Source organism: Paenibacillus oleatilyticus (assembly GCF_018998565.1).
GTDB classification, from domain to species: domain Bacteria; phylum Bacillota; class Bacilli; order Paenibacillales; family NBRC-103111; genus Paenibacillus_G; species Paenibacillus_G oleatilyticus.
On the sequence record NZ_JAHNZO010000006.1, the window covers coordinates 1 to 18,072 of the forward strand.

Sequence of the window (18,072 nt, forward strand, 5' to 3'; positions counted from 1 at the left end):
GCGCTCCAGCTCGCGCAGGCCCGCGAGCCGCGCGTCGAGCTCGGCGAGCTGCGCGCGCAGCGCCGCGAGGCGCGGCTGCAGGGCTGCCGCCAGCGCCGCGATCACTTCGTCGCTGATGGCATACGCCTCCCTGCGGTACAAGCTTTTCGCTTCCGCGGCAATCTGCTTCGAGTACGTCAACGTATACTCGTTTCCGAACACCGCAGCCTCGTTCACCTGACCGGCCAGCCATTGCGGCGTAAGTTCCACGTTGATCCGGTCGGCCGCCTCGGTAATGGCGCCGGCCGGCAGGCCGTGGCCCTCCAGCTTCGCTTTGACTGTCTGCTGCACGTGTCTGGCCACCTGCGTCTCCACTTGCGACGCGAAATCCTTATGCAGCGCAGCAAGCCGCTGCTCCCGTTCCGCCGCCGTCTTCGCGGCGGCGCCAAACCAGCCTACCTTGAAGCCGGGTCGGCGGCTTTCCAAATACGCGTGCGCGAGGTCCCGCGTCACGGCAGGGATGACGTTGGCGTTGTCCAACACCGCCGCCACGTCTTTGCGCACGGCTGCCTCCAGCTCCGCAGGCAGCGATTCGAGCCGCGCCAGCTCGGCGCGTGCCTCCGCATACTCTGCCTGGACGGCGTCCAGATCTTCGCCGGAGGCAGCGAGCTGCTCTCGCAGCGCTTCCTTGGCCGGCTCGTTCCGCTCGGCCATCTTCTCGGCGTGCGCCGCGGCAAGAGCCCGCGCCGACTTCTCGAGGCTGAGCCGCACGAGCGGCTGCCGCAGCTCGATCAACTGCCCGAGCAGCCCTTCCAGCTTGCTCCACTCGCTGGACGGATGACTCGGCACTTTGACCGACGTGTAGACGATTCCGTCCGGCCGCACGCCCCAGCTGGCGAACGCTTCGCGGACGCCTTCCTGATATGCGGCGAACGAAAGCTCCTGCTCCCGGTGCTTATCAATCATGTTCACGATCAAATAGAGCGGCTTGCCCCACTCCGTCATTTTTTTCGCAAACGCCAAATTAATTTCCGACTGCACATGGTTATAATCCATCACGTAAAACACAACATCAGCCAAATGCAGCGCCGATTCCGTCGCCAACTGATGCGCATCGTCCGTCGAATCGATGCCCGGCGTATCCAGCAGCGCCGCATGCTCTCCCAGGAACGGGATCGGGTAACGGATTTCCACCGTTTCAATCGCTTCACCGTTACGGCAATGCTCTGCCAACTCGTCCAACGGCACCGTTTCGGACCGCGGCTCGCCCATTCCTTGAGCCTGATCGCTTGCCTCATCGCTGCGGTAAATAACCCGTGCCCCGGCTTCCCCATTCACGATGCTCACAATGTTCGCGCTCGTCGGAATCGGACTCGACGGCAGCAGCATATGACCGCACAGCCGGTTGATCAGACTCGACTTCCCGGCCGAGAAGTGCCCGCAAAACGCCAAATAAAGCCGCTCGCTCTGCGCTTTCGCCAACAGCTGCCGCAGCTTCTTTCCGTGCTCTCCGTCCCCCGTTTGCTCTACCTTCGCCAGCAGCCCTTGAACGGCGGCAAGCATTTCATCCTGCGGAGCCCCGCCTTGCAGCCCCGTTTCGTTCCCTGTTTCTACAGACGTTGCTTCTGCTATAGTCAATTCGCTTTTCATCGTTTCTCCTGCCCCTGTTCATCCTCTGTCTAAATCCAAGCGCTTGGTCGCCTATCTTTTTGTTTTCCGAACAAAAAGAAAAAACCGAATCGCTTCGGTTTTTAGTGTACCATATTTTCCGTCTCCGGAATAAATATTTCGAAAACATCGCGATGCTGCAAAATCGTAATGTCTTTATCTTTCACTTTCATGACGACCACTTCCGGACGCTGCTTCATGCGGTTCAAATAATTTTCCGGTACGCTGCCCGACTCCGTTACGACGACGCCTTCAACCTGCTTCTCTTCGTTTTCCTGCAAAGGAGTCTCGAGCACCTTCTCGTAAATATCCGAAAACAGTTCAAAATCGCTGGTGTAAACCGATATGCATTTCATCTCTAATCCTATCCTTTCGTATTACGCTTTACGCTTCTTTAGTTTTTGCAGCTTTGACAGCTGCTTTCGCTTTTGGTATAGGCTTCCTATTCGAGTTCGATTTCATTCGTTTTTTACCTTCCCGGCAAAGATCGATCAGCGGGCAAACCTCGCATTTGGGGTTTTGCGCTTTACAGTGATAGCGTCCGAAAAAAATAAGCCGATGATGCGTCTGCGTCCATTCTTCGCGCGGCACCCGTTTCATCAGCTTTTTTTCCACTTCGAGCACCGAATCGTTAACCCCGGCAAGCCCGAGCCGTTTGGATACCCGTTCCACATGCGTATCGACGGCTATCGCAGGAACATCGAAAGCATTGGAAACAACGACGTTCGCCGTTTTTCGTCCGACGCCCGGCAATTCCACCAGCTTCTCGTGTTCACGGGGTACTTCCCCGTTATACTTGTCCAAAAGCATTGCGCACAAAGCCTGAATATTTTTGGCTTTGTTCCGGAACAAACCGATCCGCCGAATATCCTGCTCCAGCTCTTCGAGCGGCACGGCCAAATAGTCTTCCGGCCTCTTGTACTTCTGAAACAACGTGGCGGTTACTTTGTTAACCGTCTCGTCCGTACATTGGGCCGACAACAGGACGGCGATCGTCAGCTCGAACGCATTCGAGTGGTTTAGCTCGCAATGGGCATCCGGGAACATATCGGCAATCGTATCCAGTATGGTTCTCGCTTGCGTCTGATTCATGCTCCCTGTCCTTTCTTTCGCCTGTTTCTTACAGTTTACCGAAACACAGCAGTCGAATCAATGACTAATGCCGACAAAATGCGAACTTTTTACGAAAAAACCGCCTATGCAGCAAGAAGTTCTCACTACACAGACGGCTCAAACCGGATAAAAGTTTCAAATAAACCAATTAGGGCTTTTCAATTTCGAAAATTTTATCGTCGATCACGTAAACCATAACTTCTTCGTTCTCCATAAACGTGCTTGGGGCCACCGTTTGGGTGCCTTTGTGCAAGTACGCTTTGGCGAATAAATTGTACGATGTTTTATCGTTATTCGCCGTCGGCTTCAGAAGCAACTGATTCAGCACCGTATCGTAAGAGGATACCGTCCGTTTCGTTGCCGTCGCCACTTGAATGATCGCCTTATCGTTCGCGTCCCGGATAATTTCCACCCGGTCATTTTGCTTGATCGTATTCAACGCGGCGGACGTATTGGCATTCTGTCTGATTGTGAACTGCTGGCCGACCGTGATTACCTGGATGTTCCCTTGGAAGTCCTGAACGGTCAGCGTGCCTGCCGCTACGTCCACATTCGTTACTTTGCCGCGCACCGAATTAAGCAATTGAAGATTGTCGAGCTTGGTACCGCTAAAGCTGGCTTTGACGTACTCGTCGATCAAAATATCCGAAAAGGCATGGGATTGCTTGCCCGGGTTAATGATTTGATCGTTGTTCTCCACTTTGAACGTCAGCTGCGAACCCGTCTCGTCCTTCGCGGTGACTTGGTTCGTGCTGGAGTTAGTGACCAGTACTTTGTATACGCCCGTTTTCTTGGCCATCAGGTTCGTTACGAAATCCTGCCCGGGAGTCAAAGTCAAACGGATCGCATCGCCGACTTTCAAGTCCGAAATGGTGCCGTTCGTTTTATTAAACATTTCCACTGGCGCGCCATAATTGACTTTGAACGTTAAGTTCTGCCCTCCGGCGGTACGAATAGTCAAGTCGTTTGTAATATTGCTCGTATTGATTTGAGCGATCGTGCCTTCCACATTCATTGTCGATTCGATCTGCACGATTTTATCTTTGGACACTTTCAAGTCCACTCTTTTCTTGTCGTTGCCGTTGCCTATGAATGTGCTCTGGAAGTTGGATTGCTGTATCGGACCACCCATAAAGCGGATGATCGTATTATCCGTTAACCGGTAAGCGCCTACTCCGTCGCTCTCGGTGCTGATCATCACAGCTTTAGAATTGGCGTCATAGCTAAGAATCGTAGCGTATACGAACTGCTTGACCGAGCGGCTGGTAACGGAAACTTTGACGATTTTATCGTTTACCAAATCCATCTTCAGTTGGTCTCCGGATTCGATGTCGAACAAGCTTGGATTCGTCAACCCTTCAATCGTTATAATCGCATTGTCAGCGATATGATAGGCTCCGAGCGAGCCGCCTGCTTTATTAATGGTCAAGATCCGTTTGTCGCTGCTTAAGCTCGCCATCGTTCCTTCGACGGATTGGCTAAAATCGGCCGGCTTCTTCACGGAAACGACTTGAAGCTCGTTCGCTTTCACCTCATAGCTGACCGCGTCGCCGACGCGCAGCTTCGAGAGATCGGCCGTCGAGCCGTCTTGCAGCTTCACGACTGTACGCGTAGTGAGCGTGAACGATTCGTTCTGCCCGGTCCCCTGCTCCAAGAAAGTCACTTGGTTTTGTTCTTTATTCAGAGTGAGTACCGTACCTTCGGACGTTTTGCTGACCGGCGTCTGCTTAAGTACGATTTGCGAGATTTTCGATTCTTTCAGCAGCGTGTTCTTCTTCAATTCGACGATGCTTCCCGGCGTCAAAGAGCTCAAGCTCAGGCCGCGGCCGTCTTTATCCGTCACTGTGACGGTCGGGAACAAATCGTAAAGCTCGTTCTTTCCGTTTCGCTGAATCGAGGCCATCATCCGGTCGGTGAATATTTCCGCCAGCGTTCCTTCGTAGGTTTCCATCTTTTGTTGATCGTTGGTGAGTTCTATGTACAGTGCCGCGCCTTGATTCTGCACCAGATACACTTCGTTCGTCAGCTTGATGTTGGACAGCGAAATCCGGCTGTCGTCTTTGCCGCTATAGAGGGCCGTATCGGAAGACAGCGTATATTCTGTCGTTTGCCCATTGGCATTCAGCACGCTGATTTTGCGGTCCGTTATCTCCATCACATATCCGGTAACGACCCGGGAGGAGCGGGAGGTCGCTTCTTTATCCGCGCGGCTTAGGAACGTCGCCATTTGAGCGCGGGTAACTTTATCCTTCGGCTTGAAGCTGTTGTCCTCAAAGCCTTGTACGATCTTGAGCGACACCGCTGCATTGATATAACCGGCTGCCCACGACGAAAAATCCTTGCTGTCCGTAAATGAAGAGGAGGATTGCGTCTGCTGATTGGCCAGCTCTTGTTTGCCGATGGCACGGATGACCAGTTTGGCCACCCATTCGCGGGATGCTTCCTTAGATCCCCAAGCCGTTTTGGCGTTCGTGCCGTCTGCCGTTTCCTCTTGAATATTAATTAAGCCGCGATCGATCGCATAGGCGACATACGGCTTGAAGAAATTGTCCACACTGAAAGGCAGCGCCGTTCCCGCCTTGCTTTTCGTTACCTCCGATTCAAGGCCCATAAACCGCAGTGCCATAACGATGACTTCCTGCTGGGATACGGAGTGTTCCGGACGATACTCCCCTTTTTCATATCCTTCAATTACCCCGAGAGAAGCCAGCTTGGTGACATGCTTGATCGCCCAGTGCTGGTCCCCGACGTCGGTAAAGCGCTGCGAGTTTACGGAGCTTCCCGTCGAAATGTTGCTTTTGGTTTCGGCCGCGGCGGCAAAGGCCGGGCTTCCGAACGCCAGCGACAGCGCCAAAACGGCTGCCGCCAGTCTGCGTGCTTGTCTGGAATTGATGCTTTTCATGAAATAGCTCCTCTCGATCGACTTCTGTTCGTTCATGATGTACGTTAACTTTGGCTGCGTTTGATCGGATGCGGCAAATCCATATGTCCCATCAGGCTCTCGACCTGCTTTCCGTCAACCAGCACTTCGATGGATTTGACTTCGGAAAACTGGAACATCGTCTTTTGCAGCGCATCCAGCAGCATTTCTTCCCCGCCGGAGCCCAGCTTTCCATCATCCGCAATGGATACGTCAAGGTTCAACTGGCCGTCTTTCAACGCGACGCTTTTGTACGTAAACCCTTTGAATAATGGAATCGTATTGTCGTCAGGGCTTTTCTTCAACTGGTTAAGCACGGCCAAATATTTGTCCTGATCCTGCTTGATACTAATCGTCACATCTTTTGGAATCAGTTTCTCAAGCTGGGCATCGCTGTAATACGCTTTGATCTTTAGCTCTTTCTTTTCCGGGTCCGACTTCGGAGCGGACGTCTCCGACGGAGTCGTTGGAGTCAGAGTTTTGTCTCCGCCAGTCTCGGGCTGCGCAGTTTGTCCGCTCTTGGAGGGCGGTGTTTCTGCGGTGCCTTGTAACGGCGCTTTGCTTGTTCCGCAGCCTGCCAGCAGCAGAGCCGCGATTGCCGCAGCAGCCATTCCTTTTTGCCATGTCTTGTGCATCGTCACCAACTCCTTACTCGAGATTCAACTGCTTCTTGATCGCAGTCACGATGGATGCGGCGACCTTGCTTTGAAAAGCATCCTGATACATCAGTTCCTCTTCCGCTCGATTCGTCAAGAAGCCGATCTCCAGCAGTACGGCCGGCATCGTTGAGTTCCTAATGACAACAAAACGTTCCTGCTTCAATTTGCGGTCCGGAAAACCGGTAGCCTCGACCAGATACCTATGCATCAGCTTGGCAAAATCGAGACTTTGCTCCGTCCAATAATACGTTTCAGTCCCGCCGACGGTTTCTTTTCCTGCGGAATTGGCATGAATCGAGACGAATAAATCGGCGTCGGCGTTATTCGCAAGGTTCGGGCGCTCTTCCAGTTCGATGAACGTATCGTCCGAGCGGGTCATCGTCACTTCGATCTTCGGTTCTTTCTCCAGCAGTGCCGCCACCTTCTGGCCGAGCGAGAGAACGAAATCTTTCTCGTGCCGCTTATTCAGCGAGCTGGCGCCGTTATCCTTGCCGCCATGTCCGGGGTCGATGAAGACCCGGTAGCGGGTTTTACCGAAAGATATTTTCCCGGTAATTTCCCCGTTTTGCTGCACGGAGGCTAAGCGAAGCTCCCCCTTTTGCGGCAAATCTAATACCATTCTAACGATAGACGCCTCTTTTGAAAATAGCGAATAACGAATTTGTGTGACAAATTCGCTCTTATCCGGCAAAGTTCCTTCGCCTTGCGGATTGAGCTTGGCCATAAGCGCCGGGTCAAGCTGCGCATTGGGCAAGTCCATGACGATCCGGTCCGGATTGGCCAAACGGAATATACTCGGCTTTCTGGCGCAATCCGACGTTTTGATGGTCAACGTGTCGCCTTGCAGCGAAATCGACTGTACGGTAACCAAGCCGTTCGCCGCACTTTTGTCGCCTGCCGTTTCCGGTTTGCCCGTAGCCGGCGGTTGCGTCCCGCCCATTTTCTGTTGGGCATCGCCTCCCGGCTGTCCCGTTCCGTTTGCCGCCCCTTGCACAGCTCCGTTTGAGGCTTGAGCACTGCCGGTCACCGTTTGCGCAGCACCGTTCGCCGGCTGATTTCCTCCAGCAGCCGTTTGCGTGCCACCGGTCGCTGCCTGTTGACTTCCTGCGGCCGCTGTTGCACCGCCGCTAGTCGATTGCATGCCCCCGGCCGCGGGGACGCAAGCCAGCAACGGCCCGGAACCGCCTTTCGCCGGCGATGTCCCTCCCGCTGGCGTGGTTCCTCCAGGCAACGGCGAAGTACCGTTGTCCTTCCCAGCTTTCTTTTCGCTGTCCGGCTTATCCCCTGCTTTTACCGTATTGTCCGGATCGAACGAGGAAGCGGGCTTGCCGTCAGCCGGTACGCTGGGTTCTTTTACGCCCGGCTTGTCCGTTTTTGAAGGAGCCTTATCGTCTTTACTCTTTTCCGGCGTTGACAAAATAACCGACTGGGTGGGTTCCTCCCATGATACTTTTACCCCTAACTGCTCGCTTACGAATCGTACGGGCAGCATCGTATTGCCCTCGATGATTGTGGGCGCCGCCTCAAGCTGAAACGATTTTCCGCCTGCCGTTGCGTTCTTTTTGTCAATAAACAGCTGGATATTGGTTTCGTCTTTAACTACCGTAACCTTTCGCTGCTTCTCGTCCCAGGCAACCTTGGAGCCGAGCTCTTCCGCAATGATACGAACGGGCACGATGACATTCCCGTCCACGTTGCGCGGAGCGACTTCCGGCGCGAGTTTTTTCCCGTTTAAAACTAACTGAATTGGCGGCGCGGGCGGCTTTGACGACTTCGGCGTAGATGACTTGGACGGAGCAGCCGCCGAGCCTACGGCCGGCAGCAACAGGAGCGACGCGATCGACAGGGTGAACCAAGCCGTTAAAAATTTCATTTTGCACCTCAAAATCTTGTAATTTTTTTGCTTTATGTAGAAAGCTGGAAGCGATTGCGACTCCCAGCCGACAAAAAGAATACCGTGGCGAAAACTACCAATATATTAGACTAAATTCTATCAAAAAAGTTGCACGTTCGGCAAATTTCGTAGAATTCGCGAGGAAATACGAAAAAACCGAAGGCTTTTCGCCTTCGGCTTCGGTTCTCGATGATTTTCAGGCAATTTGGACTTGCGACGATTGCTTGAGAAGCTCGCGGAACTGGTCTCCGGAAAGCACTTCTTCGGCAATCAAAATGTCAAGCGATTGTTCGAATACGGTTCTGTGGCTTTCAAGCATGCGCCGGGTTGCCTCCGTCAGCTCGTCCAAAATCGCGGCATTTTCTTTCATAAGCTCCTGCTTCGTGACCATCTCGCGGTCAATGATGCCGAGCCTTGTAAGCCCCGAATCCATCATCGTGCGCACCATATTCAGCGCCTGCTCGAAATCGTTGCGGGAGCCGGTGCTCCGTCCGCCGTAGAACATTTCCTCCGCTACGGCGCCGCCTAGTGCAACCATAATCTGCTGCTCAATCTCCGCTTTCGTGTACAAATACTGATCCTGCTGCGGATTATGACGCACAAAACCGAGCGCTTTCCCGCGAGGGCTGAGCGAAACTTGAGAGACGGAGCCCGGACGCACCAGCTCGGCGGCAATAGCGTGTCCAAGCTCATGAAGTGCGACGCGTTCCCGCTCTTCTTTGTTCGATTCACGGTCCGTCTTCTCCCCAAGCATGACCTTATCGACGGCCAGCGACAAGTGCTGCTGTCCGATGACATCCGATTCGTCCCGCATAGCATATATCGCCGCTTCGTTCATGACGCTTTCCAGCTGTGCGCCGGAGAAATGGAACGTTTCCCGCGCGATGGCATCCAGATCGACCCCTTCGGCCAGCGGTTTGTTTTTAGCATGGATGTTCAAGATGTGCAACCGGCCCTTCTTGTCCGGCAAATCGACTTCGATATGACGGTCGAACCGTCCCGGACGCAGCAGCGCGCCGTCCAGCATTTCCTTGCGGTTCGTGGCCGCAATGATCAATACGCGGGGCGTATCGCTCGTATGAATTCCGTCCATCTCGGTGAGCAGCTGGTTCAGCGTCTGGTCATACTCCCGGTGCTGACCGCCGTCCCGTTTACCGCCGATCACGTCGATTTCGTCGATAAATACAATGGCGCTCTCCTTGTTCTCTTTCGCGGCGCGCGAGCGGGCTTCCTTGAACAAGTCGCGGATGCGGCTCGCCCCGACGCCGACATACATTTCGACGAACTCACTGCCGGATGCCGCCAGAAACACCGAGTTCGTGTAATGAGCGGCAGCTTTTGCCATCAGCGTTTTCCCGGTTCCCGGAGGACCGGTCAGCAAAATGCCCTTTAACGGACGAATACCGAGCTTTTTAATATCGTCGTAACGGATCAGAAAATCAAGCGCCTCTTTCAGCTCGCCCTTTGCCCGATCCTGTCCGCCGATATCGTCGAACGTCAGGAAGCCCGGCGTTTTGCCGCGCGATTTGCGCTCCGAGCCTACATTCAACCCTCCGCGGGCACGGGCCATATACAAAAAGGTACCCAAGATCGCGGCCATAAATACGATAGGAAACAGATTGACTCCGATATAAAGCAGGAAAATAACAAGAACCGGGATAAAGCCCAGCAAAATCTCTTTACCGTACTTACTCATTCGGCCACACCCCCAGTTTGGCAGGCGTTCTTGGCAGCATGACATATTTGCTTACCGTACCGTCCGATAGCGTGACGTACACATATTTATCGTCCATCTCGGTGGACGCTTTAATCCCGTCGCTGCCTTGAGCCTGCAACGTTTTCGGGATTTGCGCATACTGCTTCGTTTCCATGGCCTGAGCCACCTCGAACAAAGCGGAAGACCACCATTGCTCCAGCTTCGGTGACGGATCGTTCACGACTTTGAGCTTCAATTCCTTGGTGCCCAGCGTCGAACGGCCTTCGGTTTGGATCTTGCTATATACTTCACGCAGGTTTGTACCCGGTGCGAGTTTCAATTCCATCCGGGCATCCGGCCCGCTTAAATCCATAGAAACCAGCTCAACTCCGGAAATGCCGGATACAACTTTCTGCAGCGGACTTTCCATCGCCAATGTCCGGTAAGCAAAATAACCGCCGAACAGCAGCGTTGCCGACACAAGAACACTCAATACGACAGGCAAGAGACGTAACTTCATATTCATCAGCTATACGTCCCCCTTTCTATAAAATTCATGTGAAAAATCTTCCGACGAAGTTTTCCATCTATACGTTTTAGCCATACCGTAAGTATATCATATCGTATATACGAATGTTGATGCAATGTGTGGCAATTGAATGAATGGCCGTGTATGCCTTCACTGCTCCCTGGACCCCGCTTGCAAGCGAACTATAAAGAACAGCCGCGGAAGATGCCGCTTCGTTCGGCGTTTCCCGCGGCAGATTTCAGCGTTTGATCGCCGGATCGTGCTACTGAATGGTCAAGCGCAGCGTATCGATCGCTTGGCCGTCCTTAAAAGCGTAATAATCGTAAAAGTGCTGTTCTATCTTTCCTTCCGGCTGCAGCTTGTAAAATACTTCCCAGACCAGTTCGCCGCTGCGGATTCCCGGCGTCGTCCGGAGCACCTTCGCTTCCGGATACGCCGCTTTCACTTTCGCTTCAGCCTGCGCTGCATCGATTCCTGCACTTCCCATTTCCGTATGGATCTCGTCTTGACCTACCCATACATACACCGGCTGGCCGATTTTATCTTCCCCGGTAATAACCGTGTATGGTTTCTCTGCAACGAACCGTTCGACCTTAACCGCTTTGGTCAGTACCGTCTTCTCGTAAGCGGTAAGGACGGCAGCACGCTGCTCCGTCCATTCCTTATCCATAATAAAGTTAAAAGCCATGCTCATTCCGGTCACAATCACAACTGCCGCGGCCCCCGCAATGATCGTGATCTTCCATGCTTTGCGCACCGGCGGCCTCCTTTCTGCCTGGTCGTGTTGGGACGCTTATAGTGCCGTCAAACGCTCGAAGCTTTGCTGCGCCTCGAATTTGACCTTCTCTTCGTCCATCGTCAGACATTCGCCTTTGCGGACGACCCAACGTCCGTCGATGCAGACGTCCGTCACATCCTTGGAAACGGCGGAATAAACGACGTGCGAGATGAAATTCGTCCGCGGGTAGAAATGCGGCTGATCGATATCCAGCGCGATAAAGTCGGCCTTCATTCCTTGCTGAAGCGCACCGACGTCGTTTAGCCAGATCGAACGGGCGCCGTCGAGCGTGCCAAGCTTCAAAGCCTCCGAAGCGGATACCGCAACCGGATCGCCGGATACGCCTTTATGAATCAGGGCGGCCAGCCGCACCTCTTCGAGCATGTCCAGATTGTTATTGCTGGCGGCCCCGTCCGTTCCCAGGGACACGAGCACGCCCGCTTTCAGCAGCTCCGGCACGCGGGCTACGCCGCTAGCCAGCTTCAGGTTGCTGCCGGGGTTGTGCGAAATACGCACGTCGTACCGTTTCAGCACTTCGATCTCTTCGTCTGTCAAGTGTACGCCATGAGCCACGAGCGTCGGTCGGGAAAATACGCCGAGCTTCTCCAAATGCGCTACCGGACGCAATCCGTATTGATCGACGTTTTCCTGCACTTCCCTGGCCGTCTCCGACATGTGGGTGTGGATCGGCAAATTCAAGTCGTGCGCCGCCTGCACAATACGTTCGATATAATCCGGAGGGCAGGTGTAAGGAGAATGCGGCGACATCATAGTCGTGATGCGGCCGTCCGCTTGACCGTGCCAATTTTTTGCAAAAGCAATCGCCTCGGCCAGCTTCGCGTCCTGTACCTCCCGCGAGCACAGCCCGATCACGCCGCGCGTAAGGCAGGCGCGGATACCGCTCTCGACCGCCGCATTCGCGACTTCGTTCATATGATCGTACATATCGACGAAGGTCGTCGTTCCGCCCTTCAGCATTTCCAGCACGGACAAACGGGTGCCTGCACGTACATCCTGGGCCGTGAACTTGCCTTCCATCGGCCACATCTTCTCCTGAAGCCACACTTGAAGGGCCATATCGTCGCCGTAACCGCGAAGCAGCGACATCGCGGCATGCCCGTGCGTATTGACGAGCCCTGGCATGAACAGCTTGCCCGAGCCGTCGATACGCTCGTCATATGACTCCGCAGGAAGCGGCGCCTGTTCTCCGATATATGTAATGCGGTTTCCTTCAATGACCATGCACCCCTGGATGACAGGCGCCTCTTCATTCATCGTTAGAAACGTTCCGTTTTCAATAATTGTTTTCTTCACCGGACACAATCCCCTCCCAATTCAAATACAATCTCGTTTTCAATGTACACCCTGCGGAGGACAAAAATCAAGCTGACCATACCCTCCGGGGGTAATACGCTTACATAGCAAAAGATTCATGAACATATGGTAAAATGGATAAACTAAGAATTGCAATCCGTTGTTTGATTATGTTATTTTTAATTTTGTGTGAATTGGCGCGTTTTTTCTACATATTTCTTTCTTTTAATTTTAATTTCTTGTAAATCTTCAATTACTTGGGAGGCCAAAACTGTATGTTGTTTACAAAAAAGAATGACACCGATTTTCTGCTGCTGCTCATTAAAGCGTCGGAAAATACGCTTGACGCCGCGCAGATGTTTCGGAACGCCGTCATGGGTAGCGAGCCGCCGGCTACGTTTTACCCGCAGCTGAAAGAACTCGAAAACAAAGGAGACCAAATCACACACCAAATCTTCAAAGGATTGAACAAAGTGTTCATCACGCCGCTGGACCGCGAAGATATTATGGAGCTGGCTTCCAAAGTGGATGACGTGCTCGACGGGATCGAAGCCACAATCGCCCGTTTCGATTACTTGAACATAACCGCCTCGGATAAATATATGAAAGAATTTTCGGCCGTGCTCGTTGCAAGCTGTCAGCATATTCTGGACTCTTTCAAGCTGCTGTCCAAGAAAAAATATATGCAAATTACCGAGCATACCGTACAGATCAACAGCTTGGAAAATGAAGCCGACCGCCTTATGAGAGAAGGCATTCGTGAGATTTTCACCCACCCTAAAGATCCTTATCACGATTTTAAATTAAAAGAACTTTACGAGCGCCTGGAGCAAACGACCGACGCATGCGAAGACGTAGCCAACATTTTGGATAGCGTAGTCCTGCGGTATTCTTAACAGGACCGTTTTACGATTCGGAACATGGGTACGACTCAGCCTGCCTAGGAGGAAACTATGTTAACCACTATCATTATCATCGTAGCTCTGGCGCTGCTCTTCGATTTTATTAACGGTTTCCATGATACGGCCAACGCCATCGCCACATCGATTTCAACCCGGGCGTTATCGCCCCGTTTTGCCGTATTTTATGCCGCGATTTTGAACTTCATCGGTGCGGTCTTTTCCTCGGAGGTCGCCAAAACGGTCGGAGGTAAGGTCGCCAATCCCGCTACGATCGACAACGGCGTATATATCGTTATTGCCGCGCTGTTGTCCGCCATTATCTGGAATTTGCTGACTTGGTACTATGGCATCCCTTCGTCTTCCTCCCATACGCTGATCGGTTCTCTCGCCGGAGCGGTCATTGCGGGAGCGGGAGTCGGGGCGCTCAATTGGTCCGGATTTAAAGAAATCGTATTGATTCTCGTCCTTTCGCCGATTATCGCTTTCGCAACGGGCTTTGTCGTCATGTGGATCATCCGCAAGCTTATTCTGGTTAGCGGCAACCAATCCCGTTCGAAGATGAATCGTACCTTCAAGAGCTTCCAAGTGCTCTCAGCGGGCCTGCTGTCTTTCTCCCACGGAGGTAACGACGCGCAAAAAGCGATGGGGATTATCGTCTTTGGTCTTGTTGCATTAGGGTATCAAAACAATTTGGACGTGCCGATGTGGGTTAAAGTATCAGCCGCGACGGCCATGGGGCTGGGAACCTCGATCGGCGGCTGGAGAATTATCAAGACGATGAGCAAAAAGCTGCTGAAAATCGAACCGATCAACGGCTTCGCCTCGGACTTGAACTCGTCTATCGTTATTCAGACCTCTACGCATCTTGGCATGCCGCTCTCGACGACGCATGTCATCTCGTCTTCCATTATCGGAACAGGTTCCGTGATGCGGTTTCACGATGTGAAATGGGGGACGGTCACCCGCATGGTCTTGACGTGGGTGATTACCATTCCGATCAGTATGGTACTTGCTTTTATCATTTATAAAATTTTGTTCGCGCTTGTCGCATAAGAACGGACAAGCCCGATCCGGCAAATATAAAAAGGATAGAGCTTCAGAACAACGTTCTGTCAAGCCCTATCCTTTTCTCATGCTTAATCCAGATAATAAGCCAAGCTTTGCAGCTCCGTCGTAAAATCGGCATGATGCACCCGCATTTCACCCGGCACTTTTATAATCATCGGAGCAAAGTTTAGAATTGCCTCGACACCGGCCTCCACAAACTGATTGGCTACCTGTTGCGCTTCTGCCGCCGGGACGGTAATAATCCCGATGCGTACCTTTAACTCTTGGATGGTTGCCTTCATTTCGCTCGTCGACTTGACCTTCAAATTGTTGATCGTATCCCCGATCTTCGATTCGTGCGAATCGAAGACGGCTACGATTTTCATGTTATCCTTCAGATAGGCATTATAATTGCATAAGGCGCGGCCCAGATTTCCCGCGCCTACCAGCGCTACGGGGATGATTTTGTTGAGCTTTAAAATTTGACGGATTTTTTCGATCAAATAGTCGACATCGTAACCGATCCCCTTCTTGCCGAATTCCCCGAAATAAGCTAGATCTTTACGGATCTGCGCCGGATTCAAGTCCAGCTTTTGCCCCAGATCCTGAGAGGATACCGTCTGTACGTTCTTTTTACTGAGTTCGTTCAAAAACCGGAGGTACACCGGAAGCCGGCGCACGACGGCCTCGGAAATTTTCATCGTCTTCATGCTTGGTTCTCACCCATCCACTGCTTTATTCTTGGTACGAGCTGATTCGAATTCATGTGCTCGATTTTGGGGCCTGGCAGCGAATACAGGAAATATTTGCCGTAATTCGTGTCAATCACCCGGGTATCGTATATGATGACGATGCCTTTATCCGTAGCCGTGCGCACCAGCCTGCCGAAACCTTGCTTGAACCTGATAACCGCCTGCGGTACCGACAGCTTCATGAACGGATTCTGGTTTCGCTGCTTGATCATCTCCGTCTTTGCTTCGATCAACGGATGGTTCGGCGGTTGAAACGGCAGCCTGACGATCGCCAGACAAGTAAGCGCATTTCCGGGAATATCGACACCTTCCCAGAAACTGCTTGTACCCAGCAGAACGCAGTTCGGACTGTTCTGAAACAATCTTGTCAGCTTGCTCCGGTTGCTGCTGTCCACACCCTGACCCAGCACGCCGATGCCGAACGGGCTCAACATTTCTTTCAACGCGCCATGAACCAGCTTAAGCATCCGGTTGGACGTGAACAATACCAGCATCCGGCCCCGTGTTTCCAGCGCTACCTCAGCCAGCGACGGCACGAGCCGGTCGACGAATTCCTTCTCGCCGCTGGCTCCGCGCAGCGTAGGAAAATCCCGAGGGATGGCCACGAGCGCCTGATCGCGGTAATTAAACGGCGAAGGAAGCTGAACGGTTTTCAGTTTGCCATCCGCTCCGTTTTCTCGCAAGCCCAACTGGTCGCACGTATAATCGAACGATTTGCCCACGGATAACGTGGCCGAGGTCAGAATGACGCTATCCTTCGGTCCAAAGAAATGCTGCTTCAGCATCTCGCTGACGTCAATCGGCACGCAGAAAAGCTGAAGCGACCGGTTTCTGCTATAGGTCCCGGCTTCAAGCCAATAAACATAGTTCGCATCCGGCATCGTCATAAAGAAATGAAGCGAATCCCTGTGCCGGAACAGCTCCTTAACGGTCCCGCTAAGGTCCGTGATCAAGCTTTGGACATCGTATTCGTCCTGCACCTCTTTGATCTCCGAGATCAGCTTGTCGAGCGGCTTCAGAGCTTCCCCGAAGTTAAGCTGCATATTCTCTTCAAGCACTTCCAGCTTATCCCAGCCTGTAGGCAGCGAGTCTTTTTTGACCCGATAGACAAGGCCATTTCCTTCCGATTGGGACGGATCGCTTCGCGAAGCCAGAAGCTGGTACAGCAGCTCCGTCAGCTGATCCCATTCTTCCTTCAGCTGCAGAAGCTTCTCGACAACGCGATCAATCGTTATGCACCAGCCTTGCGCACGCTCGTCCTCGAACCGCTGCAGCCGAATACGCAGATTGGACAATTGTCCTGAACGCGCATCTTTATAAAGCCAGAGGAGCGTGTTTGACAAACCATGGTAGTGCAGCTCGATCCCGAGATGCTTGCCGGCCACTTCCTCGAAGTGATGAGCTTCGTCGATAACCAAATGCTTGTATCCCGGCAGCAGCCGGTTTTCCGCTTTCATATCGGTGAACAGCAGCGAGTGGTTGGTAATGATGACATCTGCGGTGTTCGCCTCGTGACGGGCGCGGTGATAGAAGCATTTTTTAAACCAAGGGCAGGCGCGGTTCAAGCAGGAATCCGTATCGCTTTCCACCGATTGCCAAAACTGTTTTCCTTTATTGGCGAAATGAAGCTCCTCTTCATCTCCATGCTTCGTTTCTCCCAGCCAGACAAGCATCTGCCCGGCTGTAATCCGGTCTTCCTTGCCGTGCTCGAAGTCGAGCATATTCATTTTATGCTCGAATTTGCGCAGGCACAAGTAGTGGCTCCGCCCCTTCAGAACGGCCGCCCGGAAGCCAACGGGGAACAGCTCGTGCAGCAACGGCACATCCCGTTCTCGGAGCTGCTCTTGCAGATTGATGGTATGCGTGCTAACCAGCATTTTCTTGTCCTGTTTGAGCCCGTAATACAGCGAAGGAATCAGGTAGCCGAGCGATTTCCCGGTGCCTGTGCCGGCTTCGATCATCAGGTGCTTGCCGTCTTCGAATGCCGTCTCCACCTCACTGAGCATTTGCACCTGAGACTCCCTGTCCTCGTAAGCGGCAAAACGCTGCTGAAGCTCTCGTTTAAGTTGATCGTAAAATGAAGGAAAATCGTCCGGCAGGCGCAGGACATCTTCCTCCTCCCGCACCGGCTCTTCTTCTCCCCATTCTCCAACGTTCAAGGCAAATTGGCGGAAATAACGATCCATGTCCGGATCAAGCGGCTGATGCAGCTCTTTATATTGCCGCATTTCGCTCACAAGCCAGCCGAAATCTCCCGCCGAATCGGCAAATACCAGCTCCAGCCTTTGCAGAGTAAGCAGCGGTAGCGATTGAAACCGCTCCATGCAACAGAGCCAGATCAGCGCGGTGACCTCGGCATCGCTATCCGCCTGATGCGGCCGTTCGTGTTCGATCCCGAAAGCGTGGCAAACCATCGAAAGCTGCAGACTCGACAAACCGGGAAACAAGACGCGCAGCGCGTCCATCGTGTCCAATACGCGTCCGTCGAACGGGAAGTAACCGTTATCGTCCAGCGCCCGCTGCAGAAAAGCAAGGTCAAAGGAAATATTATGACCCACCAGAACTGCGTCTTGAAGGAGAGGAACCATCTCGGCAATAACCTCTTCCATCGCGGGTGCATCCTTAACCATATCGTCGTCGATTCCGGTAAGCGTTGTAATTGAAGAAGGTATACTTATGCCCGGATTGACGAGAGAAGTATACCTGTCGGTCATTTCATGGTCGTTTATAAGAAAGAGCCCGACTTGGATAATGCGATCCGTCGCCGTGCTCCCCGTCGTTTCAAAATCTAAAACTGCAAATTTCATCGGAGTCGTGTCAA

General features: G+C 52.8%; 14 protein-coding genes. 2 read left to right on the forward strand and 12 right to left on the reverse strand.

Translation table 11 applies throughout. The features are described 5' to 3' along the window. From KQX66_RS09155 to KQX66_RS09200, 10 genes are all read right to left on the reverse strand, one after another. Positions 1-1,629, reverse strand: a 1,629-nt coding sequence (locus KQX66_RS09155; protein WP_216792167.1) for a dynamin family protein, incomplete at its 3' end; no start/stop codon positions are given. A gap of 101 nt (positions 1,630-1,730) precedes the next feature. Next, positions 1,731-2,003, reverse strand: a complete 273-nt coding sequence (locus KQX66_RS09160; RefSeq protein ID WP_010501064.1) for a hypothetical protein — start codon at positions 2,001-2,003, stop codon at positions 1,731-1,733. A 28-nt stretch (positions 2,004-2,031) separates the two neighbouring features. After that, positions 2,032-2,739: an endonuclease III gene (nth, locus tag KQX66_RS09165; protein ID WP_216792168.1), complete on the reverse strand. Its 708-nt coding sequence runs from the start codon at positions 2,737-2,739 to the stop codon at positions 2,032-2,034. Positions 2,740-2,908: 169 nt separating this feature from the next. After that, on the reverse strand, positions 2,909-5,662 hold the full coding sequence (locus KQX66_RS09170; RefSeq protein WP_216792169.1) for an S-layer homology domain-containing protein: 2,754 nt from the start codon (positions 5,660-5,662) through the stop codon (positions 2,909-2,911). 44 nt (positions 5,663-5,706) lie between these two features. Continuing rightward, complete coding sequence (locus tag KQX66_RS09175) at positions 5,707-6,315, reverse strand: GerMN domain-containing protein (RefSeq protein ID WP_216792170.1); 609 nt, start codon at positions 6,313-6,315, stop codon at positions 5,707-5,709. Between the two features lie 13 nt (positions 6,316-6,328). Further along, positions 6,329-8,212: an N-acetylmuramoyl-L-alanine amidase gene (locus KQX66_RS09180; protein ID WP_216792171.1), complete on the reverse strand. Its 1,884-nt coding sequence runs from the start codon at positions 8,210-8,212 to the stop codon at positions 6,329-6,331. Between the two features lie 217 nt (positions 8,213-8,429). Then, the gene (locus KQX66_RS09185) at positions 8,430-9,929 is read right to left on the reverse strand and encodes an AAA family ATPase (protein ID WP_216792172.1); all 1,500 of its coding nucleotides are present in this window, start codon (positions 9,927-9,929) and stop codon (positions 8,430-8,432) included. Further along, positions 9,922-10,455, reverse strand: coding sequence for a hypothetical protein (locus KQX66_RS09190; RefSeq protein WP_253957043.1), 534 nt, complete (start codon positions 10,453-10,455; stop codon positions 9,922-9,924). The genes KQX66_RS09185 and KQX66_RS09190 overlap by 8 nt, the downstream gene beginning before the upstream one ends. A 265-nt stretch (positions 10,456-10,720) precedes the next feature. After that, the gene (locus KQX66_RS09195) at positions 10,721-11,215 is read right to left on the reverse strand and encodes a cell wall elongation regulator TseB-like domain-containing protein (RefSeq protein WP_216792173.1); all 495 of its coding nucleotides are present in this window, start codon (positions 11,213-11,215) and stop codon (positions 10,721-10,723) included. 36 nt (positions 11,216-11,251) lie between these two features. After that, on the reverse strand, positions 11,252-12,550 hold the full coding sequence (locus KQX66_RS09200) for an amidohydrolase (protein ID WP_308647206.1): 1,299 nt from the start codon (positions 12,548-12,550) through the stop codon (positions 11,252-11,254). 275 nt (positions 12,551-12,825) lie between these two features. Between KQX66_RS09200 and KQX66_RS09205 the strand changes: the two genes are divergently transcribed. Together KQX66_RS09205 and KQX66_RS09210 are read left to right on the forward strand one after the other, a co-directional pair. Continuing rightward, positions 12,826-13,446, forward strand: coding sequence for a DUF47 domain-containing protein (locus KQX66_RS09205; protein ID WP_063183934.1), 621 nt, complete (start codon positions 12,826-12,828; stop codon positions 13,444-13,446). Between the two features lie 57 nt (positions 13,447-13,503). Further along, positions 13,504-14,505, forward strand: coding sequence for an inorganic phosphate transporter (locus KQX66_RS09210; protein ID WP_216792174.1), 1,002 nt, complete (start codon positions 13,504-13,506; stop codon positions 14,503-14,505). 83 nt (positions 14,506-14,588) lie between these two features. Here KQX66_RS09210 and KQX66_RS09215 read toward each other — a convergent pair whose 3' ends face one another. After that, positions 14,589-15,209: a redox-sensing transcriptional repressor Rex gene (locus KQX66_RS09215; RefSeq protein WP_216792175.1), complete on the reverse strand. Its 621-nt coding sequence runs from the start codon at positions 15,207-15,209 to the stop codon at positions 14,589-14,591. After that, on the reverse strand, positions 15,206-18,058 hold the full coding sequence (gene dinG, locus KQX66_RS09220) for an ATP-dependent DNA helicase DinG (RefSeq protein WP_216792176.1): 2,853 nt from the start codon (positions 18,056-18,058) through the stop codon (positions 15,206-15,208). Before dinG ends, KQX66_RS09215 begins: the two co-directional genes overlap by 4 nt. Between the last annotated feature and the right edge of the window lie 14 nt (positions 18,059-18,072).

Bases quoted from the DNA above. Each gene is read 5' to 3' on its own strand.
- KQX66_RS09190 (WP_253957043.1), bottom strand. From the start codon at position 10,455: ATGAATATGAAGTTACGTCTCTTGCCTGTCGTATTGAGTGTTCTTGTG.
- KQX66_RS09205 (WP_063183934.1), top strand. From the start codon at position 12,826: ATGTTGTTTACAAAAAAGAATGACACCGATTTTCTGCTGCTGCTCATT.
- KQX66_RS09160 (WP_010501064.1), bottom strand. From the start codon at position 2,003: ATGAAATGCATATCGGTTTACACCAGCGATTTTGAACTGTTTTCGGAT.
- KQX66_RS09175 (WP_216792170.1), bottom strand. From the start codon at position 6,315: ATGCACAAGACATGGCAAAAAGGAATGGCTGCTGCGGCAATCGCGGCT.
- KQX66_RS09180 (WP_216792171.1), bottom strand. From the start codon at position 8,212: ATGAAATTTTTAACGGCTTGGTTCACCCTGTCGATCGCGTCGCTCCTG.
- KQX66_RS09215 (WP_216792175.1), bottom strand. From the start codon at position 15,209: ATGAAGACGATGAAAATTTCCGAGGCCGTCGTGCGCCGGCTTCCGGTG.
- dinG (WP_216792176.1), bottom strand. From the start codon at position 18,058: ATGAAATTTGCAGTTTTAGATTTTGAAACGACGGGGAGCACGGCGACG.
- KQX66_RS09185 (WP_216792172.1), bottom strand. From the start codon at position 9,929: ATGAGTAAGTACGGTAAAGAGATTTTGCTGGGCTTTATCCCGGTTCTT.
- nth (WP_216792168.1), bottom strand. From the start codon at position 2,739: ATGAATCAGACGCAAGCGAGAACCATACTGGATACGATTGCCGATATG.
- KQX66_RS09170 (WP_216792169.1), bottom strand. From the start codon at position 5,662: ATGAAAAGCATCAATTCCAGACAAGCACGCAGACTGGCGGCAGCCGTT.
- KQX66_RS09210 (WP_216792174.1), top strand. From the start codon at position 13,504: ATGTTAACCACTATCATTATCATCGTAGCTCTGGCGCTGCTCTTCGAT.